We start from the raw sequence: 24,022 nt of genomic DNA, 5'->3' as shown, positions 1-24,022 counted from the left end.
CATACCAGTTTTTTTGTGGCTTTTTATTTAAGCACGTGAGACATATTTACCGTCGGTTGTATTAATAAGAAGAACATCGCCCTCATTTATAAAGAATGGAACTTGAACACTTAAGCCTGTTTCTAACGTTGCTGGCTTTGTGCCACCGCTTGCAGTATCCCCTTTAATACCAGGTTCTGTTTCCATTACTTTAAGCTCAACGTTGTTTGGTAAAGCTACACCAATTGTCTCCTCAAAGTAACTCATAATATTTACTTCCATATTCTCTTTTAAGAATTTTAATTCATATTCAATTTGACTAGCTTGTAATTCAGTTTGCTCATACGTTTGTGTATCCATAAAAGTATGCACATCACCAGCAGCATATAAATACTGCATTTTATTATTTTCAATGTGTGCTTTTTCTACTTTTTCTCCTGCACGGAATGTTTTTTCTTGGATGTTACCATTTCGTAAATTACGTAATTTCGAACGTACAAATGCTGCACCTTTTCCTGGTTTTACGTGTTGAAAATCTACAACTGACCAAATATTATTATCAAATTCAATTGTTAAACCTGTTTTAAAATCATTAACTGAAATCATTGTTTGTTTTCCTCCCTAGTGACTATCTCTTTATCTTTTTATAACTTATAATATAATAAGTTCTTTTGAAGAATGATTCAACCTCACATTACCATCTTTCGTTACAATAATATCATCTTCAATACGACAACCGCCAACATTTGGTACGTAAATACCTGGTTCAACGGTAACGACCATGCCTTCTTCAAGAATTTCATTTGAGCGAAACGATAGACCTGGACTCTCGTGCACTTCTAATCCTAAACCATGGCCAGTCGAATGTCCAAAGTACTTGCCATATCCTTTTTCTGTAATGTAATCTCTCGTAAGTGCATCAGCTTCTTTGGCTGTTATTCCCGCTTTAATACCTTCTACTCCCTTTAACTGTGCTTGTAATACAGTATCATAAATTATATGTAGTTCATCCGATATATCACCAACAGCTACGGTACGTGTTATATCGGAGCAATAACCTTTGTATAAAGCACCGAAATCTAATGTTACAAGTTCACCATTCTCAATTTTTTTGTCTGAAGCAACACCGTGCGGGAGTGCAGAACGAAAACCTGATGCCACAATAATATCAAAACTAGATGATATAGCACCTTGTTTACGCATGAAAAACTCCAATTCATTTGATATATCAATTTCTCTCACACCTGGTTTAATAACAGTTAAAATATACTCAAATGCCGCATCTGCAATTTTAGCAGCTTCCTTTAAAATAGCAATCTCATCATCTGTCTTAATCAAACGTAATTTTTCAACTAAGCCTTCTGTAGGAACTAGCTCAGCACTAATTGCTTTTTGATATTCTTCAAAAATCGCATAAGTTAAATTTGTTTTTTCAAATCCAAGACGCTTTATACCTAATAACTTCACTTGGTTAGCAATTTCTTTAATAATACCTTGTTTATGTTCAATAATTTCATATAATGGAGCTTCATCCGCAGCTTGTTGTGTATAACGAAAATCTGTAATAAACAGCGCTTCCGATTCAGTAATAAGCACAACACCTGAAGTACCAGTAAAACCGGTCATATATCTTATATTAAATGAATTTGTAATAACTAAAGCACCTAAATTATCTTTTTTCATAACACTACGGAGTTTTTCAACTTTCCCCATGCTAAATCCTTCCCTTCTTCTATTTCTAGGTTAATTCTCTTCATCTAGTTTATCATAATTCCATTTTTTTGTTTAATCTAAAGCCAAACTTTTGACTCCTTTTAAATATTTTTCTTTGTTACTGTATCAAGATAATCATAAGAAATGGAATAACCAATGAATATACCATATAATAAAAATAGGCAGATGGTGGTGACAATCGTATCACCGCTCAATTGATTCAGAGCCGATATATTTGGGAAAATCGGCAGTAATACGTAAAAAACTATCCCCCATAACACTACACCAAATATAGCACTTGGCCACAATCCCCTTAATTTCTTTAACAGTAGATAATATATAATTGCTACTGCTAAAGATAATACACCAATTAAAATGATGGCAAGCAACTCCGCTAACCACCCATTTGTCCAATCTTGATTTAACCAGGACCTAATCATGAATGTTGCTGGAGATACAGATGTGAAATTAAAAAAACTAGCAAACCATCCCATAAACCCCCAAAAAAGACCACCTATAAAACCAGTCATAAGAGATTTTGTAATAATCGAAGTTGGTTGTTCTCTCTTATCTTGTTCCAACTGTTGTTTTTTTGTCAACATAATCACCTCTATATGTAGGATGACCATTATTTTTAACAATATGCTTTTTGATCACAAAAGAAAAATTATCTAATACTAGTGATTTGTTGTATTTTTTAGTAAAATAGACTAAAGAACTTTTAACACGTTCATTTTTGAATCTTATTAAAAAGTAGCATAATATCTGCATATAATTAATAGATTACGGAAATAATATATGATAGAAACGATTCGCCTAGCTATAAACAAAAATGATTTAAAAAACACTAGAAAGGGTGAAAGAAATGTTCCGTCATAAGTTTTCTATATGGATATATATCCTTCTCGGTATTGCTATTATTGGTTTAGGAAGTAAATTATTAACGAATCCAACAGGTTTCATTATGAATATACTCATTATCGCAGGTGTAGGTGCATTAATTTATGGTGCAATCTACTTTTTTATCCTTCGTAAACGTACAACAGATGATCTTAAAAAATATAAAAAGGCTGTTAAACAATCTAAGAACAGATATAAAAATCCACAAACTAAAAAGGCATCGACAGCTAATTCTATTAAAAGAAATCAACCTGTATTAAAAAAGAAAAAATACACAAAAAAAACAGATGCGCCACATTTACGTGTAATAGATGGAAAAAAACAAAAAAGAAAAGATCGAGCCACATTTTAGTGGTAAGTCTTTTCTTTTTGTTTGCTTTATAATCTAAGATACTTTTAAAAATACACAGTAGATTGAAAATACGACGTATCATACTGCTTTGGAAACTTTATTTTCTTAGGGCACAGCAGGAAAGGGAGCCCATTGAATTTGATCCGCATGTACGTTAAGTCGGAATATATAGTTAATTTTATGATTAATTAGGCCAATGTGTTAAAAATGACGTAGCTCTTTTTCTACCAAATAGGATTAAATCCATTTTTGCATCTTTAGACAATGATAAGTCAGACACATCAACTTCTTTCACTGGTATGAATAGCAGATCTTCTGTATGTTTTTTTGAGATATATCTAGCATCATGTGCCAAACGCATTGTTGTAACCAACGCTTGTGATAGATTAAATGCATTGGTTATTTTTTTCTCTGCGATTTGGTCATAGGACGCACTTAAATTCATACCTAATAATGGCCTCTTTCTAATAGAACGATCTTTATCAAAAATCCACATCGGTGTGTTACTTAATAATGCGCCGTCAACAATAACACTTTTTTTGTTTTTATTATTCACTAATTTTTTCGGCCGATAAAAATAAGGTAGGCTTGCGCTCATTCTAATAGCAGTTGCAATTAAAAAACTGTCAGGCTTAATTCCATATAAACGTTGTAAGTCGTCTGGTAATACGACAATTTTACCTAAAGACAGGTCTGCAACAACTACTTTTAAACAATCATTCGGAAGATCACGAAAGGTATATACATTCTTATCAGCTAACTTTTGATATAACCACTTTTCAAAAGCATCACCTTTATAAATACCCATCGTAAAATACAATGACAATACTTTCCAAAAAGGCATGCATTTATCCATTATGCTTGTATCCATGAATTGCTTTAAATCTAATTCCATTAGCATATTTTTTATTTCTTTCACGGTATATCCTGCTGCAAGCAAGCTCGCTAAGATTCCACCCGCCGATGTTCCGGCTACACGTTCAAACGCAAAACCCTTCTCTTCCAGTACCTCTAACGCACCAATAAAGGCAAAAGCTTTGACGCCTCCTCCTGAAAAAACACCATCAATTTTCATGATAACCTCCAACATGTGTTTATTCTATATATAGGAAAAGGTGCGTTATTTTAGAACTATAAAAACTATTCAACAGACACAACCATATCTAATGCATTTATTGGCACTTCGGTTGTTTCTAATTGATAAACAACATTATCATTCATCCAAATAATATTAACTTCGACCGAATTACCACCCTCATCGTATGCAACGAACACATATCCAACAGTTGGTGCAGGTAAAAGTTTTCTTTCTAGGAATTCAACAATTTGCGTCGCAATATTCTCAATATCCATCTTGTCAGATATCATAGAAGATACTTGTAGAAACCATCTTCCTTCTTGCCAGTTGACACTCTCTCTTAAGTTATCTTCTGCATACTTACCAAATATATCGAACCCAAGATCTAATGTCATCTCTTCTCCAGACTCAACATTTATTGAATCAGTATTATCGGTAAATTCTTCATCTAGACTATTAGAATCTTCTTCATAATCCTTAGCAGAGAAAGTTGCGATTAATTCTTCATCTTGACTTCCCAATTGAGAACGATTAATTTCAGTAGACTCATTAACTTGATAATATAAAATCTTATAACTGGTACTAGTGTTCTCTTCAATATACCCGTTTAAATAATTAGGGTCATCAATGGGAAATGTTGTAGGTGTAATAGCATTTTCCATCTCCAGCATAGCTTTTAGGTCGTAAACTACAGCTTCTTCTGTATAATTTTCAGGTTCGGCTATATTAGCTTCTTCTATTTCTTCATTTGAAACTATATTAGGTTGTTGTTCTGGTTTTGATGCATTCTGATTTGTATCGTCCCAATTTAGTAATAATATCAAAAATAATCCAGCTGTAATTATTAATCCAAAAATAGGATACCAAAATATCTTTTTCTCTTCAGAAAACTTTGTCACTAATTTATCTTCTAATTCTCTTCCAAATTCATCTCTTGGTTCTATCTTGTTATACTCTTTTTTTAAACGATTTAATATCTCTTCTTCCTTATTCTGATTCAAATAACCCACCTCCAGACTTTATATCTTGCTCATAATCTTCTAACAGGGTTCTTAGTTGCTTTAACGCTCGATGATACGTCACTTTCACTTTTGACTCAGTCCAATTCATAACACTTGCCGTTTCTTTAACTGAGAAACCTTGCATGTTCCGGAGTACGATAACCATTCTATAACCGTGTTTAAGTTCATTCAATTTTTCGTATACTTGACCTAACTCATCTTTCTTTTCTATTTTTTCTTCCGTGCTTTTATCTTTAAAAGGAATAATGTGCGACAGAAAGTCTTTTAACTGTAATTGTCTGCTTTGTTTGCGAAAATGATCCATAGAAATATTTTTTGCTATTGTGAATAACCATGTTTTCATTGATGCATCACCTTTATACTTTGAACTAGTATTGAATAGACGTATGAACACTTCTTGTGTTAAATCTTCAGCATCTTCTTGTGATCTCGTAAATGACATAATAAATCGATAAACATCTTTATAATAAGTTCGATAAATAATTCGAATTTCGTCTTCATTCCATTGCAACTGGTTTCACCTTCTTTGCTATATTTTATTAGACGGTTTAAATCAATTTTCGTTACAAAAGAGGTATATCACACAAAAAAATCACCAGTCCATCTCATATGATCGGCTGGTGATTCTAATCTATTCTGTTAAACCTTCTATGGACATCTCTTCTACAGTTGCTGTTTGCTCATCACGAACTTTTACTTGCATTATAACTTCATCACCTTCTTGTAAAAATACAGCTAAAGGTTGATTACTCGCATTCAATCTGTAGATTGTTTCTTCACCCTCTAATAAAAATTGAACTACTTGACTCGTTTCATTTGTTATAACAAGCACACGAGACACCACACCACTCCTTGGCTCTGCTTCAACATCTTCAGTTGATTCAACTCTACCAGGATCTTGTTGTAAAGCAATACGATATGCGTCTAATGTACCTTCTGCTGTATCTCCAAATACGACAAAGTCAGAATCAGATGCATCTATATAAGCATAATGTTTAAATAGCCCATTAGGATCTAATACATTTACTATCCACGTTGGATTTCCATCGATATTATATAGAATTGGCATCGAGCCTTCCCAGTTTTTTTCTGGAAACTCTTTATTTACAATTTGTTTTGCCCCTTCACTATCCATGATCGCATTATTAATATCTCCATTATAATAAGTTAATGTTCCTGTTCGTGCATGGATCAATGTATAACCTAATGCGGAATCGATATTTTCTTTTGGAGAAGTCATGTCAGTAAAATAATACATTTCCCCAGTTTCATCAAAAATAGGTGTGACACTTTTCTCTGTTCCTGAATCATTCGGAATACGAACATCCTTTTTACCAAAAAGACTATTAAACCAACCATGAACATAGTTTCCAAAGTATTCATTTTGTAGTGCAGCCATTTCTGAACTAATAGAACCCTCGATAAAATCTGGCGCATCATTCGTTCGATACAATGATACTTCACCATTAACTGGATCTACAACCGCTACCTTTTGATCAGTCATATTTGGTTTATTGGTAATCTTAATCGGCTGATACAACGTTTGTACGTACCATGGTTTCCCTTGATCATCTACTTCTATTTGCGCTTCTCCACTCTGCATATAATGTGGATACTGATTATAAATAACACGTTTAACGTTGTCATTGAAATAACTTGAGTTTGTATAGGTCATCTTACTATCCATAAACTCAGGTTGAGCGTTAACATTTGTCGCAGATATTTTAAAATAACCCTCTGTTTCATTTCCTCTTATATATTTCCAAAATCCAGTGAATTCTAACGGTGCAATATAAACAATTTCTTCATCAATTTTTTGAACTTGTAATTTACCTAAATCATAAAATTGAGGATTTGGTACAACACTCATTGCTTTCTGCATCTTATTTCTAGCGGATTCTGGTGCGACTGCAATCGGTGTATCTTCTTTACTCAAAGGTTCTGATTGATCTTGTTCTTCTTTGTCAATTGATTCATAGGAATCATCCAATGCGAAAAATCCGGCTATAAAAACAATTGGTAGTGCAACTATTACTAATATAAATACAAAACCAATAATTGAATTTTGTGGTGCTTTGTAGCCTCCAACTTCTCCAATCATAACAAGTAATGAAGCTGTCGTTATTACCCCTACAAGTAAATTTGATAATAACATATTTGGAATTGTAATCGCAGGCATGATTGCATAAATAACGATACTAAATAAAATAAATCCAATTATAAATATGGAAACACCATATTTGAATGTGGCCTTTTTATTTTTTTTCGTAATTAATATTGTAAGCAAAACGAAAAGATATAATATAAATGATATAGCCGTGGTAATTAATACGCCTAGCATGTAGACATCTCCCTTTTTTAATTGTCTTATATTAAGATATACGGATTATGTTTCAATTAAGTTTCAACATTTCGTATTTTCTTGTTTTTAAAAAGATATTCAGAAAACTGTGTAAAAGTAGTGTTCATAATAGAAGATTAACCAAATTAAAAACAGAAGAAATACGTATATTCACGAATTCCTTCTGCTTTAAATTAATTATAATTCGTCATTCTCTTTATGTAATTGCTTTAGTTCTTCTGCTCTGGTTGGATTTGTTTCAAAGTATTGGACTAAATCACCAATTCGATCAATAGAGTTCCAACTTAAATGATGTTCTATTCCTTCTACATCATGATAAATATTTTCTTTATTTACGCCAATTATTCCTAAAAATTGTTCTAACAACTCATGTCGATAAACAAGACGCTTACCTATTTTTTTACCTTGAGGCGTTAAAATCAATCCTCTATATTTCTCATAATTTAAGTACTCATCTTTATCAAGTTTTTGAACCATCTTAGTAACGGAGGATGGGTGAACTTCTAGAGCTTCAGCAATATCTGAAACACGTGCATAACCTTTTGAATCAATTAACATATATATTTGTTCTATATAATCTTCCATACTAGGTGTTGGCATGGTAATCCTCCAATTCTTCAATTCCCTTTAAAGCCTATAGTAAAAAGGATACAATAGTTTTGCTGTCTACACAAGCGATTTTCTTTGTCAGGAATTTTTTTAAATACACAAACAATTATACTATTTTTAGATATCTCGTATCAATGAAAGAATTTTTTTGGAAAAAATGATATAATTGTCGTACAATAGAATATGACTTTTATAAAACGGGGGAAGTAAAATGGAATTGTATATCTTAATTGGTATATTAATAGCGCTAATCTTATTTAGTGTCTATAGATATCTTAAACAACGACGCATACTAAAAACGATTTCCGAAGAGGAATTTCGAGAAGGGTATCGTAAAGCACAACTAATCGATGTAAGAGAACCAAAGGAATTTGATGGTGGCCATATTTTAGGAGCACGTAATATTCCACTAACACAATTGAAACAACGAATGAATGAATTACGTAAAGATCAAGCTATATATCTATATTGTCAAAATGGCTCAAGGACTGGACGAGCTGCAGTAATGCTTCACAAAAAAGGGTATAGCGATTTAAGTCAACTTCAAGGCGGTTTTAAAAAATGGTCTGGGAAAATTAAAAAATCAAAAAAAGCAAGTTATTAACTATACGGAAACCCCCTTCAGATCTGAAGGGGGTTTCACGTTTAAAACTCGTATTTTAATATCGGTTTTCTAGCTGCTGTTGTTTCGTCCATGCGACGAACTATTGTTGTATGTGGCGCATCTTGAACATGTTCCGGATTACTCTTTATTTCCTCTGCTATTTCTATCATTGTATCAATAAAGCCATCTAATGTTTCTTTTGCTTCCGTTTCAGTTGGTTCAATCATCATGGCTTCCTCTACATTTAAAGGAAAATAGATAGTTGGTGGATGATAGCCAAAGTCCAACAATCGTTTAGCTATATCTAATGTTCGAACACCTAATTTTTTTTGTTTTTTACCTGATAAAACAAATTCATGCTTACAATGTTGCGAATAAGGTAAATTAAATACCGTTTCTAAACGTCGCATCATATAATTAGCATTTAACACAGCGTATTCACTGACCTTTTTCAATCCTTCTGCACCCATTGTCCTTATATAGGTATAAGCACGTACATTGATTCCAAAGTTACCGTAAAACGGCTTCACTCTTCCTATTGAGTGTGGACGATCATAATCTAACACATACTGACTATCACGTTTTGTCAACACGGGTTTTGGTAAAAATCGTGCAATCTCTTCAGATACACCAACAGGTCCTGAACCAGGTCCACCACCGCCATGGGGACCTGTGAACGTTTTGTGTAAATTTAAATGAACGACATCAAAACCCATATCACCTGGTCTTGTATATCCCATTATCGCGTTTAAATTTGCACCATCATAGTATAATCGACCACCAACTTCATGAATGATTCGTGCCATTTCGACTATCTCTGTTTCAAATAAACCTAATGTATTCGGATTTGTTAACATTAGCGCGGCTGTATCCTGACCTACAACACTTTTCAAATGATCTAGGTCTACTAATCCTCGTTCATTTGTTTTCACTGTGACAGCTTCAAATCCTGCCACAGATGCTGATGCCGGATTTGTTCCATGTGCTGAATCTGGAACAATTACTTTTGTCCGGTTAAAATCATTGTTTCCTTCATGAAATGCCCGGATCATCATTAAACCCGTCCATTCACCTTGCGCACCTGCTGCTGGTTGTAGGGATACATCATGCATCCCAGTAATTTCAGCCAAAGATGTTTGCAAATCATACATAACCTCTAAAGCTCCTTGTACTGATTCTGGATCTTGATAGGGATGGATATGACTAAAACCTTCTAATCGTATAACATCTTCATTCATTTTAGGATTATATTTCATCGTACATGATCCAAGTGGATAAAAACCCGAATCTACACCATAATTTCGACGTGATAATCCCGTATAGTGACGGATAATCTGTAATTCACTTAGTTCTGGCAAATTAGGAGAAGTAGTCCGAATATATGCAGGATCTAGTAACGCTTCGATATCCGTTTCTTCTACATCTAACTCAGGTAAACTGTGACTCGTTCGACCTGGCTTACTTAATTCAAATATTAATGGATAATCTTGATTATGCAATGATTACACCTACTTCCACAGCAAACAGATTAATTTCTTCTTTTGTACGCATCTCTGATACAGCAAGTAACATATAACCTTTATAAGATTTATCAACTAGAGATAAATCATATCCTCCTAATACACCCTTTGCTAACAATGCTCGATTTGCTTTTGCAACATCATGCTTGATATTAATAACTAATTCATTGAATAAAGCACCTTGATAGACAACCTCTATTCCTTGTTGTTCAAGAATTTTTTTAGCATAGTACGCTTTTTGCATGTTAAGCCAAGCCATCTGCTTAATCCCGTTCTTACCTAATGAGCTCATCGCAACAGAAGATGCCAATGCATTTAATGCTTGATTTGAACAAATATTAGAAGTTGCTTTATCTCTTCTAATATGTTGTTCTCGAGCTTGAAGTGTAAGAACAAATCCTCCTTTTCCATCCTCATCTAGTGTCTGTCCAACTAATCTTCCTGGAACTTTACGCATTAACTTCTTGGAAGTTGCAAAGTAACCACAATGCGGACCACCAAATTGTGCAGGAATTCCAAATACTTGTGTATCACCAACAACAATATCAGCACCAAATGCACTTGGAGGCGTCAAATAACCTAGTGCTAAAGGATTACTAGATACGACAAACATTGCTTTACTATCGTTAATAACTTGTCTTATAGCAGCTAACGGCTCAATCTGTCCAAAAAAGTTTGGATATTGAATCACAACACTTGCTACAGTTTCATCTACTAACGTCTCAAGCATATCCAGATCCGTTAATCCATTTTTTTCGGGTATTTCAATAATTTCTATCCCTTGTCCTTTGCCATATGTTTCTATTACTGCTCTAGATTCAGGATGGACGGTCTTTGACACCAATACTTTTTTTCTTTTCGTTTGTGCTGCACTTAGATTAGTTGCTTCCGCTAATGCAGTTGGTCCATCGTACATCGAAGAATTAGCTACATCCATACCAGTTAGTTCACAAATCATCGTTTGAAATTCAAAAATGGCTTGTAGTTCTCCTTGCGAAATTTCGGGTTGATATGGTGTGTATGCTGTGTAAAACTCCGATCTAGATATAACATGGTCAACTACAGATGGAATGTAATGATCATAAACACCAGCACCTAAAAATGATGTGTGTGTCTTCGTATTTACGTTTTTCTTTGCTAAAGCAGATAACTCCTGCATTAACTGCGCTTCATTTGCAGGTTTTTTTAACTGTAGATCTTTCTTTAAACGTAATTGGTCAGGTATATCTTTAAATAGATCATCTGTAGTAGCCACACCTATTGTAGCTAGCATTTCCTCTTTATCCTCTTGCGTCATTGGTAAATAGCGAAATTCCATTTTTTCTCCCCCTTATCCCCTTTTATAAAACGGTGTAGCGACTACTTTGGCTTGCACTTCTTTTTTTCTAATTTGAACTGTTACAAGGTCTCCTTGTTTTGCATAGTCAGTTGCTATTAATGCTAAACCAATATTTTTATTTAAAGTAGGTGATTGTGTTCCACTCGTAATAAAACCTATTTTTTTCTGTTGACATAAAACTGTGTAACCATGACGTGGTATTCCTTTATCGATCATTTCTAATCCTACTAATTTACGTGGTGGACCTTCATTTTTTTGTTTTAATAATACCTCTTTACCAATAAAATCGCTTGTTTTATTGGTTTTAACTGCAAAGCTAAGTCCCGCTTCAATTGGCGAAATGCTTGAACTCAGTTCTTGACCATATAAAGCTAAATTCGCTTCAAATCTTAATGTATCCCTCGCTCCAAGTCCAATTGGTTGAATTCCCACATCTTCTCCAGCTTTGATAATTGCTTTCCATAGCGCAACACCACTTTCTACTCCAATGTATATTTCAAAACCATCTTCACCCGTATAACCTGTTCTTGCTACGAGTGCTTTTTCCTCAATGCCACTAAAAAACACATTTTGTGAGAATTCAAAAAATTTAATGTCAGATAATTTCGTATCTGTTATTTTTTGTAACACTTGTTCTGCCTTTGGGCCTTGTATAGCTAATTGAATGAATTTATCGGATTGATTCGAGATTGTTACCTGTTCAAATTTATGTTTCAATAACCAGTTATAATCTTTATCTATATTTGCAGCATTTACGACTAACAAATACTTCTCTGTGGCTAATTGATAAACAATTAAATCATCCACTGTTCCACCATCTGGATAACACATAAACGTGTATCGCGCGTGATCTGGTGTTAATTTTGAGAGATCATTTGTTAGCATCATTTGTAAGAAAGGTTCAGCATCTTTTCCCTCTACAAGTATTTCACCCATATGCGATACATCAAACAATCCGACATTATTTCTTGTTGCATGATGCTCATTTTTAATACCAGTAAAATGTACCGGTAATGCCCATCCGCCAAAATCGATTGTTTTAGCATTAAATTTTTCATATTCGGAGAACAATGGTGTCTTCTTCAATTCTTCCATTCACTCAAAACCCCTTTCAATCTTATATTAGACAAACAAAAAGACAGGTGAAATTATCATACTCATGATAATTTCCCTGTCCTTGTACCAGAAAGATTCATCCATTTTTTAAATGGACTTGCTTCTTGGGTAGTTTATTCACTGATAAACATTCTCCAGAGTTGCGTCAGATAAAAGTCTTTTGTGCCTGAGAGATTCGTATTATATACTTGCTCCTTCGGCGTCACTATTTTAGTGAGCTCTCCTATTATCTTCATTCGCTTGTAAAATTATTAAATTTGGACATACTAGAATTCACATCGTTTTTTACTTTAATTTAACATGATTATAGCATAATTACAGAGTAATGGCGAATGAAAAATGCAATAAATCAAAAATAGTTCGGAAGGTGGACTTACGTGGAAATTGAATTAAAAAGAGATATGGAATTTATTGAGCGTTTAGAGGAAAAATTAGAAACTGATGGTCCATTTAGCTCATGGGAATTATTCCATTTATCTTATCAAGCAGCATTAACAACTTTAACCCATGATTTTTCTGGATTACAAGCACCTAGATTATTACCACACGTTACTTTTTTATCACATCAATTAGCATGTGCTGAACAAGTTGTAGAAGAAATGAATGGGAGAGCTATTTTAGCCGATGAGGTAGGTTTAGGTAAGACGATTGAGGCTGGACTAATATTAAAAGAATATATGATGCGTGGTTTAGTAAAAAAAGCATTAATTCTTGTCCCTGCTTCATTAGTTAATCAATGGGCATTGGAATTAACTCAAAAATTTTACATTCCGGTTGTAACGACAAGAAAACGACCAATATGGGACCAAGACAACATTGTAATTACTTCAATAGATACAGCAAAACGAGATCCACATCGAGAGATTATTCTACAACAAAAATACGACTTTGTATTAGTAGATGAAGCACATAAATTAAAAAATCATCAAACAAAGAACTACCAATTTATTCGTTCTTTACAAAAAAAATATTGCTTGTTATTAACTGCTACCCCTATTCAAAATAAATTAAGTGACATTTTTAATCTTGTCTCTATATTAAAACCCGGATTTCTAGGAGATTACCAAACGTTTGCAGAAAAGTTCGGTAAAAACATTAAAAATCTTGATCAGGATATACATCTCAAACAACTCGTACAAAAAGTAATGGTACGAAACCTTAGACAGGATACGGGTATTGATTGGACAAAACGTAAAGTAGAAACAATCCAAATTGAATTTACAGATGCAGAGATGCAAGCATATGAACAGTTGAAAAAAATCACTATGGAAGCACAACATTTTTCTGCAATTACTTATTTACGTGAGTTATGTTCCTCACGAGAAGCTTGCTTCCTTTCAATTAAAAAAAGTTTAGAAAAAAATAATGACGGTACAAATGTAAAAGAATATACAGACTTTTTAACACAACTGGGAGAATTGCCAAACCATTCGAAAGCATTAAAAGTGGTTGAATTAATCAAACAGTCAGACGAAAAATGCATCATATTTACTGAATACCGAGCCACTCAAGTCTATCTACAATGGATCTTACAACAAAATGATATTACTTCTGTACCATTTAGAGGTGGCTTCAAACGTGGCAAGAAAGATTGGATGCGTCAATTGTTTAAAGATAAAGTACAAGTATTAATTGCAACAGAAGCTGGCGGTGAAGGAATCAATCTACAATTTTGTAATAAAATGATTAACTATGATTTGCCTTGGAACCCGATGCGCTTAGAACAACGGATTGGCCGCATTCATCGCTATGGTCAAAAGAATGATGTACAAATTTATAATTTTGCCATTAAAAATACAATTGAGGATCATATTTTACGACTATTATATGAAAAAATTCATTTATTTGAACGCGTTATTGGGAATTTGGATGCTATTCTAGCAGATTTACAATTAACAAACCTCGAGAATGAGATGGAAAAAATTTTTAAGGAGTCACAAACTGATGGAGAAATAAGAATAAAAATGGACAATTTATCTGCAGTTATTTCTGATGCGCAATTAACTTATGATAAGGAGAATTCACATGGCAATCGAGAATCTTCATAATTTCCTTCATGACTTTTTTATCGCTAATCAATGCACAATAAAGGAGAATAAAGATGGCATATTAGCTATTAAACTCACAGATAAAATGGATGAATACATCATGAATCGTCCATTTTATTGGCAATATATAAAAAAAATCGGTCAAAAAGGAGATCCTGGATCAATCACTTTCTTGACAGATCCCAGATTGGAGGAAAAAGAAGCAGAGATAATTCACTTTGGTAGTCCAAGATTGCAGCAAATTTTTCGATTAGTAAAAGATCAAGGAAAAAGTGTTCGACTCTATCAACAACTTGCTGTACAACAGCAGACAGCTTTAATACCATGGCTTATCTTAAATATAAAAATTAGTTATATTGGCAAGCAAAAAAGAGAAGAAATCAAATCAATCGGTATCCATATGATTAACGGTGCCATGCTTGATAATATAATGGACACGATAAATCAAATTTCCTGGCATAACACCATACCTGATTATTGCTATAACTTGAGTCCATTAATTCGCCTGAAGAATAGTTACCAACGTGTTATTCACTATCTAGAAAAAGATCTACTTGAAAAACAGCATGATTGGGCACTTGAATCATGGAAATTCATGCAAGAAGAAAAGAAACTATTAGATTACTTTTATCAATCTGATGCTGCTGATCAACTAGTACATTTTGAAAAAGAATCCGCAGCAATTGAGGATTTGTATCAACCTCGCATCACAATTGACATTATTAATGGAGGTGTCTTTCATATTAGTCAATCTACTTCAAGTAGCATATTAGAAGGAAACGTATGATAATTACTCGTTATTTTTGTTTTTCCACAATTTTATGGAAGCAGGTAATAAACCAAACCATTTATCAGACAAAGGTGGATTGCCTTGTTTCTCTTTTTTGCGCGCTTTTCTTTGCTTTTCACGTTCAGTTTTAGGTTTATCAATATAATTCATGAATTCTTCGGTCAAATATTTTACTAGCTCAGTTCCAGACATAAAAACTATCCTTTCTTTTGTTTTATGTCTAGGATGCCCTTAAAATCATTTATCTATAAGCGTAATTATTTCTGTTACTATCTGATTCGTTGACTTACCATCCGTATTTACAATTATCGATGCCGCTTCGATATATTTACCTTCACGCTTATGTAGTAATGCTTGTTTATCTACATCTTGATTATTCCATATCGGTCTACCAGTATCACCCTTCAACCGATTCATTATAACTTCCCAACTCGTTTGCAAGTATATTGTTTGATTTTTTTTTAATTCTAAAACATTATCAGGCGTTTCGATAATACCTCCACCCGTTGAAACAATGCAATTAATTTTTTCCACTTTTCCTAATATCTCTTGTTCATATTCACGAAAAGTTTTCTCACCATATTTCAAAAATATATCTTTTATCTTCATTTGATAATAAAGCTCAATCATTTTGTCCGTATCCTGTACAGCTAAATGTAATTTTGCACCAAGTCTATTAGCAATTGTTGTTTTTCCGCTTCCCATAAAACCAATTAAATATATACTATTCATTATTTACTCCTTGTTCGAACTAAATTTGCGTTCATTATATCACGATTCGTAAAAAAATTCGATTTCACGAAAAAAATTTGTTAGTTTTTTCAATATGTAAAATCAAAATCCGACTAAAACAAAATTAAATATTACCTAACTAAATAGGAATAGAAACTCATTTTTAGGTACTTTGAAACATTTAAAACGCTCTTGCTTTATTGAAAATAGCTTTGTATAGTAACATTATAAAGTGAGGTGAACCTATTGAATCCTGCGGCAATTTTTTCAAATAAATTATTATATGCTGCTTTAGATCTTGCTGCATCCGATATTCATTTTTGTCCTTTTACTTCAACAGTGAAAATATATTTTCGAATTCACGGAAAACGCATATTTCATTATGAAATTGATTTAAAACAATATCAAGTTTTAGTGAGCTATTATAAGTTTACAGCTGGAATGGATATTGGTGAAACCCGAAGCCCCCAAAATGGTGCAATTACATTTCATTATAAGCAGCAGACAATATCACTTCGATTATCGACATTACCTGTTAATTGTTCAGAAAGTCTAGCTATCCGTTTATTACCTCAACAAGAAGCAATTTCATTAAATCAATTATTTCTATTTCCCTATCAATTAAATAGTATAAAAAAATGGATTACCAATCGAAGTGGTGTAATTTTATTCACTGGCCCGACAGGAAGTGGTAAAACTACCACTTTGTATGCCTTATTACAAGCTTTGTTACAAGAACAATCTTACCAAACCATTACGTTAGAAGATCCAATTGAAAAAGAAATTCAAGACTTACTTCAAGTTCAAGTAAATGAAAAAAGTGGGATTACTTATCAAGCTGGGTTAAAGGCAGCGCTTCGGCATGATCCTGATATTCTTATGGTTGGAGAAATTCGTGATGAAAAGACGGCTCAATTTGTTTTTCATGCAGCTTACACTGGACACCTCGTTTTATCTACATTACATGCAAAAAATGCCTTTGGTACTATCCATAGATTAAATGAAATGGGCATAAAACAGACTGATTTAGAACAAAACTTAATTGCTGTTGCGGCTTTAGAATTATTTCCAGTGTTAACAAAAGGTCAACTTCCTTCTCGAGCAGCCATTTTAGAATTACTAGATGGAGAAGTACTCCAGAAAGCAATAACTGGAACAACTGATGAAACAAATCCTGAATTTCATACTTTTAATCAGTTAAGGAGGAAAGCCGTTGCCTACGGATATGCGAAGCAGACATAAACCATTTTGCCTTAAGAGATCTACTGCATTATCTTTAGATGAACAAAATAAGTTTTTAATACGATTAACTCGTTTATTAGATCATCATTACACATTACTTGATGCTCTAGTCGCCATGCAGTGGAATCCAAAATGGGAGAAACACGCTAAGGAGATTATCGTTACATTAAAAGAAGGTAATTCTATTACTTTAGCATTAGAACACGCCAAATTTGACCCGAAAATTATATCGTTTTTGTTTTTTGCAATGGCTCATGGTGATATTAGAAAAGCCTTAAAACAAAGTATCCAGTTAGTTAGTCAACAACTAACGTTGGTTCAAAAGTTTCAACAAGCTATGCGGTATCCTCTTGTTCTATTCATCATGTTTATTCTACTTTTATATTTCATTAAAACATCTGTATATCCTTCTTTTATTCAATTATTCTCATCTACTACATACACCTCAGATTTAACACTATTTTCAATCCGACTAATCAATGTTTTATTTACTATATTTGCTTTTGGTTTTCTTGCCATATGCTTATGTTTTATTTATTGGACACTAGTAAAAAAAAACCTAGCAATTGAAACGAAACTTATATTTTATGAAGGTATTCCGTTCATAAAAAAATTCATTCAATCACATACAACTTTTCTATTTTCCATACATTTAAGCTCATTGTTACAAGCTGGACTATCTTTAAAAGAGTGTTTTGAAATTCTATCAAAACAAAAACAGCTCCCCCTTCTAAGTTACTATTGCGATATTTTAATGCAAGGTTTGCAAAGAGGACAAGCTATCTCAACTATTCTTCCAAGTTGCACACTTCTGGAACATGACATTAGTGCTATTTTCCAAAAAAATGTTACAAACGACATGCTAATAAAAGATTTAAAAATGTATGCCGATTTTTTAATAGAACTTATTGAAATTAAAGTAAAAAGAATAATTGCACGTATTCAACCCATCTTTTTTATTGTGATGGCTCTAAGTATTATTTTTATTTATCTCTCTTTACTTTTACCGATGTTTCAATTAATAAATACGATTTAGGAGATGGTTAAAATCAGAAATGAAAAAGGATTTACATTAATTGAAATGCTAATTGTTTTAGCGGTTATTACGACACTATTAATTTTATTAATACCTAATTTAGCTGATAAAAATGAAACTGTACAAAATAAGGGTTGTGCTGCATTAATCCAGATGACAGACAATCAATTGGAATCTTACAAAATAGATCATGGCGCCTATCCTGCTACAATTTCTATCCTTGTCGATGAAGAATATATCCAATCCGACACTTGTTCCAATGGAACGAAACAAATTGTATATGATGAGGGAGAAGCAATTAATCATAAACTTAAAACAATTGCTGTAACTAAATGATCGTGAGAAAGGAAAGTGGCTTTACAATTGTTGAGTTACTTATTGTATTAAGTATTCTTTCGGTTTTACTTATAATTGGAACTAATCTCCACATAAAAAGCTATCAAAACTATCAATTTAACCAATGGCATCAAATATTTGAGAGTGACATACTGTTTATGCAAAAACTATCAATCACATCTATGGGAAATGTCTACATGCTAATAAAACCGTCATCACATAATTATGAAATTAGAAGTGGCGGTTTAGGTGAAATTATAATTAAACGTCCTATTCCTGAGGAATGGGAGATAAAACTACACACATTATCCATGCCCTTAACTTTTTCACCTAATGGGACAATTCAGCAACCAGGGAGGTTTCAAATTATAACACCTACTACTCGCTATGATATTACTTTCTCTTTTGGAAAAGGAAGGAGTTATCTCATTGAGAAATAAGCAGCAAGGATTTATTTTAACTGAATTACTCGCTTCTTTTAGCATTCTAATGATGATAAGTTTCACATTGGTACCAATCATATTGCAATTGAGCATCGAACAGAATATCTTGTTTCAAAAAAGAGATATACAATCATTTCTACATGATGAACTTCAAATCTTCTCAGCTAATTCAATATCAAACCAAAATGTAAAAAAAGAGAGAATTTATAATAATGAAGAAGTTACTCTTATATTTAGAAAAGAAGGTCCATTGTGGAAAGGATGTGCGATATGGGACAATGTTAAAAATCAATCAGAAGAAGTCTGCTTGTACTATTATCCAAAGCAATGAGAGAGGTTTCACACTTGTAACAATCTTGTTTTCACTGGCAATTATCAGTACAACGTTAGCGTTAATTCCAACAATTTATCGTTTAATTGATCAGCAATCCTATACAGATGAATTATCAATCCGACAATTCTTCCATTTCTTAAGTAATGAGATACACGAAAATGATTTTAACTATGTACAAGCGAATACGATATATGTAACAAAACAAACTGGAGAAAAAATCGCAATCTCTTCCTATCAAGACATGATTAGAAAACAAACGAATCAAACTGGACATGAAATATTAGTTGGAAACATTCACACATTTATTGTTGAAGAATTAAGCTATGGAATACACGTGACGATAACAACAATTACAGGAGAAATTTATGCAAAAACATTTACCTTTTACTAAAATTACTCAATCAGAAAGCGGATTTTTATTTCCTTATGTCTCCTTTGTTGCGGCAATTATTTTATTAAGTGTTATTACTGGTATTACCCTCTATGCAAATAACACAAAAATGACTACATTACAAATGGAGCAAATCGAGTTAGAAACATTACATCAAATGGCTTATCAAACATTAGTCAGTGAACGGAACAAAAATAATTCTAACCCTGACAAAGAAGTAATTCAATATGAATTTCCAAATGGGATAGTCAAAATCACTTATGATGTACTTGAAAATAATGCAATGCGATACCAATTTGAAGCTACTACATTATCAGGGAATAGAAAATTAAGTAGATATATACTAAAGGAATGAATTCATTACGAAATTCATGCATAAGAACCACGCAAATAGTTAAAGATAACGAATGTAACTTGATGGGCTATAGCCAAGCGGTAAGGCAGCGGTTTTTGGTATCGTCATTCGTTGGTTCGAATCCAGCTAGCCCAGTATTATACCTACCTCTATTTTAGAGGTAGGTTTTTCTTATTACTTAAAATAAGAGCTAATCATTGACTGTTTAATGTTTGGAGTAGATCTTTACTATTGCTAGACAGTCTTTTAGAAAAACTACTTTCTATAAGATTTAAGTCGGAATAATCATCAACTGCGACATAACAGAATTTCCTGACCCGCTTATCAAGTGCAATTGATTCCCTTTCCACAGGCACGGCTTCAGCTATCTATAGAAGCGATCTTTGCTTCTATAGATAGCTGAAGTTGTGCCCACGGAAAGCGAGACCATTTACTTCCGTAGCGGGTAATAAAGTCTAACTACGTCACAGTTTCTCTCAAGTTCGTCAGATGAAATACCTTAATGCTTACGAAAAAGGTTCGAAATTTCTTCCTTATACAAAGACCTATTTGTCAGTTTCACTCTACGAATTTGAATAATTAAGATATAAATGGATTATGCATTCGCTCTTCTTCTATTGTTGTAATTGGACCATGTCCTGGATAAACAGTGAATTGTCCGTCTAAAGTAAAAAGTTTTTCTTTAATACTTTGAATTAATTGTTTACTATTTCCTCCAGGCAAATCTGTTCTTCCAATTCCATTTTGAAATAAGCAGTCACCCGAAATTAATATCTTGTCCTCTGAGAATATAAACGAGACACCACCTGGTGAATGCCCAGGCGTATGTATGACGTCAAAAGAAAAGTCACCTATTTTCATCTTACCTGTTGTAATCAAATTATCTGCAGGTTGACAAGAAACATTATCCACTGGAAATAAGGCAGAACCATTTAATTGAGGCTCACCCATCCAATCTTCTTCTGCTTCATGTAAGTAAATAGGGATCTGATAAAAACCTCTAATACTTTCAACCGCACCAATATGGTCAAAATGAGCATGTGTTAATAAAATTGCACTAGGTGCTAGCTCTTTTTTTCGTAACCATTCTCGTAATATGTCACTATCACCACCAGGATCTATAATGATAGCCTCTCTCTCTTTGTAAATCACATAACAATTTGTTCCTAATTGACCTAAAGACATACCATGAATCTGCATTTTATTCACCTTTTTCATTTATTTTTAATAAACACTCGACAAACGACTAATATTATTCTAAACTGTGGAAGGACATTTATTACTATCTTTTAATTAAAATTATCAAGCATTATTTTTGCGAAAGGGAGTTCAGTAAATTGGTACTTGCATTTATACTAATTATTATAACATTACTATGTGGATCTGCTCTTTGTCGAGAATTAAAATCCAAAAACATTTCGGCAACACTAATGACAGGTTCATCAACCATATTGTTTGGATTTTTATCGATCTCAACCATTATAACAAGCTATTTTCAATAGTTAGTAATACAAAAATACCTTATCTCATTTGAGATAAGGTATTTTTGTATTACTCTTTCTCTTCGTAACCAAAATCATAAAAACGGAATAAATCTCCATAAATAATCTGATCTGAATACGATAATTCTTTTTGAACTTGCTCTGATATTGGTTGACATGCACTTACTTCCGATTCACTATCATCTTCACTTAGTAGACTAGACGTTTCTGCTGAAAGTAAGTCTCCAGTTTCGCGATTAAAACATTGATCTTTCGTATAGATATACTCATCGCTTATAAAGCTTCCATCACGCAATGCTACATAGTCTTTTCGATCTGCACCAAATAAATCAACACCAAAGCTAAGGTCTTCACTATCATCAATACCTAATAGATTTAAAAGTGTTGGTTTTATATCTATTTGACCACCTATTTCAGAAACTACATCTCCATCTTCACCAGGAATATGAATATAGAGTGGTACGCGTTGTAACTGTATATGGTCATAAGGTGTGATCTCATCTTTATCTAAATACTCTGCCATTGCTTTATCATGAAAATCACTAATTCCGTAATGATCCCCCATTAGAACAATAATAGAATTTTCATACTCACCAGATTCTTTTAAATCAGTAAAAAAGGCTTCAACAGCTTCGTCTGTATAACGTACTGTTTGAAAATATTGATTTAACGTTTTTGAATTTGAATCAAATTTATCTATCGTAGCATCTTCTTCATCTAAATCAAATGGATAATGATTCGTTAACGTAATAAAACGTGTATAATATGGCTCTTCTAATGCTTGTAAATATTTAATCGATTGTTCAAAGAATTCTTTATCCTTTAATCCCCAACCAACTTTATTTTCATCAGTAACTTCATATGAATCCACATCATAATAGTGATCAATACCGATATTATTATACATTACATCACGATTCCAGAAACTTTTATTATTTGAGTGTAGTACTGCAGACGTGTAACCTTCTTCTCCTAGAATCTCAGGTGTCGCATTATACTCATTTTGACCATGGGTGAAATAAACAGCACCACTAGGTAATGGATATAAACCAGTTTCCACTAAGAACTCAGAATCTGACGTTTTACCTTGCTCCGTTTGATGGTAAAAATTCTCAAAATAATAACTTTCATCAATTAAGTCATTTAGAAATGGAGTAACTTCTTCTCCATTTAACGTGTTGTTAATCACAAAACTTTGAATGGATTCTAAAGAAATAAAAATAACATTTTTACCTTCTGCAATACCCGACATTTCATTTTCTTCTTGATTTGCAACATTTTCTTCAATATAAGCTTCAATTTCAGGTAATTCATTACCATCTGCAAATACCCGTTGTGCTTGTGACTTGGATTGTTGTGCAATATCATAGATGTGGTAATTAAAAATACCTATATTTTTAACTAAATACTCACGGTCAAAAGTTCTTTGTAACAATTGTGGGCGTTCAATCTCTGCTAATACATAGTTACCTAGTAAAAATGCAAGAGATAGACTCAACGCAAGTATTTTCTTGCGTTTAATATACACTGCTGACAATGTACCACTGTACCTCTTACTCAGATACCAAATAACACCAAGGTCAAGAAATAGCAAAACATCTGGTAGATGCATTAAAGCCAATACACTCGTTCCTAAATCAGCTGCATTACTTCCTTGAAATAACATTGGAATTGTAATGAAATCTGAGAAGTTCCGATAGAATACTAGATTAAAGTACAAAATTAGTGATCCAATCAGTGCCGTATATTTAATTATTTTCATTTGTACTTTTTCTTTAAACCACACACTTACTGCGAATATTAAAAATGCTGACACAAATGGATTAATCAATAAGATGATCTCTTGCATGATATTGTCTAATTGAATATTGAAGATAAATCGGTAAACAATATATGTCTTTGCACCAAATAATAAGCTCGCAATTACGTATAGCGGTACATTATATTTTTTTTGAAGCATATTTATAACTTCCTCCTAGCCATATTCTATTATTTATATTTTAAAGTTTAATTTACATTCTCAACTTAAATATTATATACCACAAGTGCAAATTAATAAACCCTTAATATATAGACGTATTGAAAGACAAAAGGTTTCAATGTTTTTTACATTAAATTAATAATAACCTATTTTATTAGAAAAACCTAAAAAAATAAACCCTAAAACACGGATTTATTTTAATATATTATGTTAATGTAAATTGTTTGAGAAGAAAATT

The 24,022-nt window shown here is 32.8% G+C and carries 26 protein-coding genes, 1 tRNA gene and 1 riboswitch; of the genes, 12 read left to right on the top strand and 15 right to left on the bottom strand.

The features are described 5' to 3' along the window. Positions 1-27: 27 nt before the first annotated feature. The 3 genes from efp to D2K60_RS06680 all read right to left on the bottom strand — a co-directional run bounded on the left by efp (position 28) and on the right by D2K60_RS06680 (position 2,294). Positions 28-585, bottom strand: a complete 558-nt coding sequence (gene efp, locus D2K60_RS06690) for an elongation factor P (RefSeq protein ID WP_117169251.1) — start codon at positions 583-585, stop codon at positions 28-30. A 45-nt stretch (positions 586-630) separates the two neighbouring features. Next, a complete protein-coding gene (locus D2K60_RS06685) occupies positions 631-1,692 on the bottom strand; it encodes a M24 family metallopeptidase (RefSeq protein ID WP_117169250.1) in 1,062 nt (353 codons plus the stop codon). A gap of 101 nt (positions 1,693-1,793) precedes the next feature. Continuing rightward, the gene (locus D2K60_RS06680) at positions 1,794-2,294 is read right to left on the bottom strand and encodes a YqhR family membrane protein (protein ID WP_117169249.1); all 501 of its coding nucleotides are present in this window, start codon (positions 2,292-2,294) and stop codon (positions 1,794-1,796) included. A 263-nt stretch (positions 2,295-2,557) separates the two neighbouring features. Here D2K60_RS06680 and D2K60_RS06675 point away from each other — a divergent pair, with 263 nt between their 5' ends. Continuing rightward, a complete protein-coding gene (locus tag D2K60_RS06675; RefSeq protein ID WP_117169248.1) occupies positions 2,558-2,944 on the top strand; it encodes an SA1362 family protein in 387 nt (128 codons plus the stop codon). 184 nt (positions 2,945-3,128) lie between these two features. On the opposite strand, the gene D2K60_RS06670 is transcribed toward D2K60_RS06675, so the two are convergent. The 5 genes from D2K60_RS06670 to mntR form a co-directional block, all read right to left on the bottom strand. Next, the gene (locus D2K60_RS06670; RefSeq protein WP_117169247.1) at positions 3,129-4,019 is read right to left on the bottom strand and encodes a patatin-like phospholipase family protein; all 891 of its coding nucleotides are present in this window, start codon (positions 4,017-4,019) and stop codon (positions 3,129-3,131) included. Positions 4,020-4,084: 65 nt separating this feature from the next. Further along, complete coding sequence (locus tag D2K60_RS06665; protein ID WP_117169246.1) at positions 4,085-5,023, bottom strand: hypothetical protein; 939 nt, start codon at positions 5,021-5,023, stop codon at positions 4,085-4,087. After that, positions 5,010-5,555 (bottom strand): RNA polymerase sigma factor, encoded by a 546-nt coding sequence (locus D2K60_RS06660; RefSeq protein WP_117169245.1) that lies wholly within the window; start codon positions 5,553-5,555, stop codon positions 5,010-5,012. Before D2K60_RS06660 ends, D2K60_RS06665 begins: the two co-directional genes overlap by 14 nt. A gap of 120 nt (positions 5,556-5,675) precedes the next feature. Further along, positions 5,676-7,385, bottom strand: coding sequence for a DUF2304 domain-containing protein (locus D2K60_RS06655; protein WP_117169244.1), 1,710 nt, complete (start codon positions 7,383-7,385; stop codon positions 5,676-5,678). Between the two features lie 198 nt (positions 7,386-7,583). After that, on the bottom strand, positions 7,584-8,006 hold the full coding sequence (gene mntR, locus D2K60_RS06650) for a transcriptional regulator MntR (protein ID WP_117169243.1): 423 nt from the start codon (positions 8,004-8,006) through the stop codon (positions 7,584-7,586). Between the two features lie 220 nt (positions 8,007-8,226). Between mntR and D2K60_RS06645 the strand changes: the two genes are divergently transcribed. Beyond that, on the top strand, positions 8,227-8,619 hold the full coding sequence (locus tag D2K60_RS06645) for a rhodanese-like domain-containing protein (RefSeq protein ID WP_205418587.1): 393 nt from the start codon (positions 8,227-8,229) through the stop codon (positions 8,617-8,619). Between the two features lie 41 nt (positions 8,620-8,660). Here D2K60_RS06645 and gcvPB read toward each other — a convergent pair whose 3' ends face one another. The 3 genes from gcvPB to gcvT are packed head-to-tail and all read right to left on the bottom strand — an operon-like array spanning position 8,661 to position 12,573. Then, positions 8,661-10,118, bottom strand: a complete 1,458-nt coding sequence (gcvPB, locus tag D2K60_RS06640) for an aminomethyl-transferring glycine dehydrogenase subunit GcvPB (protein WP_117169242.1) — start codon at positions 10,116-10,118, stop codon at positions 8,661-8,663. Then, positions 10,111-11,457: an aminomethyl-transferring glycine dehydrogenase subunit GcvPA gene (gene gcvPA / locus D2K60_RS06635; protein WP_117169241.1), complete on the bottom strand. Its 1,347-nt coding sequence runs from the start codon at positions 11,455-11,457 to the stop codon at positions 10,111-10,113. Before gcvPA ends, gcvPB begins: the two co-directional genes overlap by 8 nt. A gap of 12 nt (positions 11,458-11,469) precedes the next feature. Beyond that, positions 11,470-12,573: a glycine cleavage system aminomethyltransferase GcvT gene (gcvT, locus tag D2K60_RS06630; RefSeq protein WP_117169240.1), complete on the bottom strand. Its 1,104-nt coding sequence runs from the start codon at positions 12,571-12,573 to the stop codon at positions 11,470-11,472. Between the two features lie 164 nt (positions 12,574-12,737). After that, positions 12,738-12,830: riboswitch (glycine riboswitch) on the bottom strand. A 141-nt stretch (positions 12,831-12,971) separates the two neighbouring features. On the opposite strand from gcvT, the gene D2K60_RS06625 reads away from it, so the two are divergent. After that, positions 12,972-14,642: a DEAD/DEAH box helicase gene (locus D2K60_RS06625; RefSeq protein ID WP_420818811.1), complete on the top strand. Its 1,671-nt coding sequence runs from the start codon at positions 12,972-12,974 to the stop codon at positions 14,640-14,642. Then, a complete protein-coding gene (locus tag D2K60_RS06620) occupies positions 14,620-15,429 on the top strand; it encodes a YqhG family protein (RefSeq protein ID WP_162880726.1) in 810 nt (269 codons plus the stop codon). The genes D2K60_RS06625 and D2K60_RS06620 overlap by 23 nt, the downstream gene beginning before the upstream one ends. 3 nt (positions 15,430-15,432) lie before the next feature. Here the strand turns inward: D2K60_RS06620 and D2K60_RS06615 are convergent, their stop codons facing one another. Together D2K60_RS06615 and D2K60_RS06610 are read right to left on the bottom strand one after the other, a co-directional pair. Beyond that, complete coding sequence (locus tag D2K60_RS06615) at positions 15,433-15,624, bottom strand: YqzE family protein (protein WP_117169238.1); 192 nt, start codon at positions 15,622-15,624, stop codon at positions 15,433-15,435. 45 nt (positions 15,625-15,669) lie between these two features. After that, the gene (locus tag D2K60_RS06610; RefSeq protein WP_117169237.1) at positions 15,670-16,164 is read right to left on the bottom strand and encodes a shikimate kinase; all 495 of its coding nucleotides are present in this window, start codon (positions 16,162-16,164) and stop codon (positions 15,670-15,672) included. A gap of 246 nt (positions 16,165-16,410) precedes the next feature. Between D2K60_RS06610 and comGA the strand changes: the two genes are divergently transcribed. The 7 genes from comGA to D2K60_RS06575 all read left to right on the top strand — a co-directional run bounded on the left by comGA (position 16,411) and on the right by D2K60_RS06575 (position 20,436). Beyond that, positions 16,411-17,406 (top strand): competence type IV pilus ATPase ComGA, encoded by a 996-nt coding sequence (gene comGA, locus D2K60_RS06605; protein WP_117169236.1) that lies wholly within the window; start codon positions 16,411-16,413, stop codon positions 17,404-17,406. Then, positions 17,378-18,442, top strand: a complete 1,065-nt coding sequence (locus tag D2K60_RS06600; RefSeq protein WP_117169235.1) for a type II secretion system F family protein — start codon at positions 17,378-17,380, stop codon at positions 18,440-18,442. Before comGA ends, D2K60_RS06600 begins: the two co-directional genes overlap by 29 nt. Positions 18,443-18,445: 3 nt before the next feature. Next, complete coding sequence (comGC, locus tag D2K60_RS06595; protein ID WP_117169234.1) at positions 18,446-18,778, top strand: competence type IV pilus major pilin ComGC; 333 nt, start codon at positions 18,446-18,448, stop codon at positions 18,776-18,778. Then, positions 18,775-19,218 (top strand): competence type IV pilus minor pilin ComGD, encoded by a 444-nt coding sequence (gene comGD, locus D2K60_RS06590; RefSeq protein WP_117169233.1) that lies wholly within the window; start codon positions 18,775-18,777, stop codon positions 19,216-19,218. Before comGC ends, comGD begins: the two co-directional genes overlap by 4 nt. A 215-nt stretch (positions 19,219-19,433) precedes the next feature. After that, positions 19,434-19,946, top strand: a complete 513-nt coding sequence (gene comGF, locus D2K60_RS06585; RefSeq protein ID WP_117169232.1) for a competence type IV pilus minor pilin ComGF — start codon at positions 19,434-19,436, stop codon at positions 19,944-19,946. Then, positions 19,921-20,301, top strand: a complete 381-nt coding sequence (locus tag D2K60_RS06580; RefSeq protein WP_117169231.1) for a hypothetical protein — start codon at positions 19,921-19,923, stop codon at positions 20,299-20,301. The genes comGF and D2K60_RS06580 overlap by 26 nt, the downstream gene beginning before the upstream one ends. Before the next feature lie 63 nt (positions 20,302-20,364). Next, a tRNA-Gln gene (locus tag D2K60_RS06575) sits at positions 20,365-20,436 on the top strand. A 444-nt stretch (positions 20,437-20,880) separates the two neighbouring features. On the opposite strand, the gene D2K60_RS06570 is transcribed toward D2K60_RS06575, so the two are convergent. Continuing rightward, positions 20,881-21,501 carry an MBL fold metallo-hydrolase gene (locus tag D2K60_RS06570; protein WP_117169230.1) on the bottom strand — a complete coding sequence of 207 codons (621 nt, stop codon included), beginning with the start codon at positions 21,499-21,501 and terminating at the stop codon, positions 20,881-20,883. A 137-nt stretch (positions 21,502-21,638) separates the two neighbouring features. Between D2K60_RS06570 and D2K60_RS21275 the strand changes: the two genes are divergently transcribed. Further along, complete coding sequence (locus D2K60_RS21275; RefSeq protein WP_162880725.1) at positions 21,639-21,803, top strand: DUF2759 family protein; 165 nt, start codon at positions 21,639-21,641, stop codon at positions 21,801-21,803. Between the two features lie 49 nt (positions 21,804-21,852). Here the strand turns inward: D2K60_RS21275 and D2K60_RS06560 are convergent, their stop codons facing one another. Further along, entirely contained in the window at positions 21,853-23,763 is a 1,911-nt protein-coding gene (locus D2K60_RS06560) for an LTA synthase family protein (RefSeq protein ID WP_117169228.1), read from the bottom strand. Positions 23,764-24,022: the final 259 nt, after the last annotated feature.

It is taken from the genome of Paraliobacillus sediminis, from assembly GCF_003426055.1.
Note: the sequence above shows the minus strand (reverse complement) of the source record. Positions and strands in the feature narration are given on the sequence as shown.

Bases quoted from the DNA above. Each gene is read 5' to 3' on its own strand.
- efp (WP_117169251.1), bottom strand. From the start codon at position 585: ATGATTTCAGTTAATGATTTTAAAACAGGTTTAACAATTGAATTTGAT.
- D2K60_RS06685 (WP_117169250.1), bottom strand. From the start codon at position 1,692: ATGGGGAAAGTTGAAAAACTCCGTAGTGTTATGAAAAAAGATAATTTA.
- D2K60_RS06680 (WP_117169249.1), bottom strand. From the start codon at position 2,294: ATGTTGACAAAAAAACAACAGTTGGAACAAGATAAGAGAGAACAACCA.
- D2K60_RS06675 (WP_117169248.1), top strand. From the start codon at position 2,558: ATGTTCCGTCATAAGTTTTCTATATGGATATATATCCTTCTCGGTATT.
- D2K60_RS06670 (WP_117169247.1), bottom strand. From the start codon at position 4,019: ATGAAAATTGATGGTGTTTTTTCAGGAGGAGGCGTCAAAGCTTTTGCC.
- D2K60_RS06655 (WP_117169244.1), bottom strand. From the start codon at position 7,385: ATGCTAGGCGTATTAATTACCACGGCTATATCATTTATATTATATCTT.
- mntR (WP_117169243.1), bottom strand. From the start codon at position 8,006: ATGCCAACACCTAGTATGGAAGATTATATAGAACAAATATATATGTTA.
- D2K60_RS06645 (WP_205418587.1), top strand. From the start codon at position 8,227: ATGGAATTGTATATCTTAATTGGTATATTAATAGCGCTAATCTTATTT.
- gcvPA (WP_117169241.1), bottom strand. From the start codon at position 11,457: ATGGAATTTCGCTATTTACCAATGACGCAAGAGGATAAAGAGGAAATG.
- gcvT (WP_117169240.1), bottom strand. From the start codon at position 12,573: ATGGAAGAATTGAAGAAGACACCATTGTTCTCCGAATATGAAAAATTT.
- D2K60_RS06620 (WP_162880726.1), top strand. From the start codon at position 14,620: ATGGCAATCGAGAATCTTCATAATTTCCTTCATGACTTTTTTATCGCT.
- D2K60_RS06615 (WP_117169238.1), bottom strand. From the start codon at position 15,624: ATGTCTGGAACTGAGCTAGTAAAATATTTGACCGAAGAATTCATGAAT.
- D2K60_RS06610 (WP_117169237.1), bottom strand. From the start codon at position 16,164: ATGAATAGTATATATTTAATTGGTTTTATGGGAAGCGGAAAAACAACA.
- comGC (WP_117169234.1), top strand. From the start codon at position 18,446: ATGGTTAAAATCAGAAATGAAAAAGGATTTACATTAATTGAAATGCTA.
- comGD (WP_117169233.1), top strand. From the start codon at position 18,775: ATGATCGTGAGAAAGGAAAGTGGCTTTACAATTGTTGAGTTACTTATT.
- comGF (WP_117169232.1), top strand. From the start codon at position 19,434: ATGAAGAAGTTACTCTTATATTTAGAAAAGAAGGTCCATTGTGGAAAG.
- D2K60_RS06580 (WP_117169231.1), top strand. From the start codon at position 19,921: ATGCAAAAACATTTACCTTTTACTAAAATTACTCAATCAGAAAGCGGA.
- D2K60_RS06570 (WP_117169230.1), bottom strand. From the start codon at position 21,501: ATGCAGATTCATGGTATGTCTTTAGGTCAATTAGGAACAAATTGTTAT.
- D2K60_RS06560 (WP_117169228.1), bottom strand. From the start codon at position 23,763: ATGCTTCAAAAAAAATATAATGTACCGCTATACGTAATTGCGAGCTTA.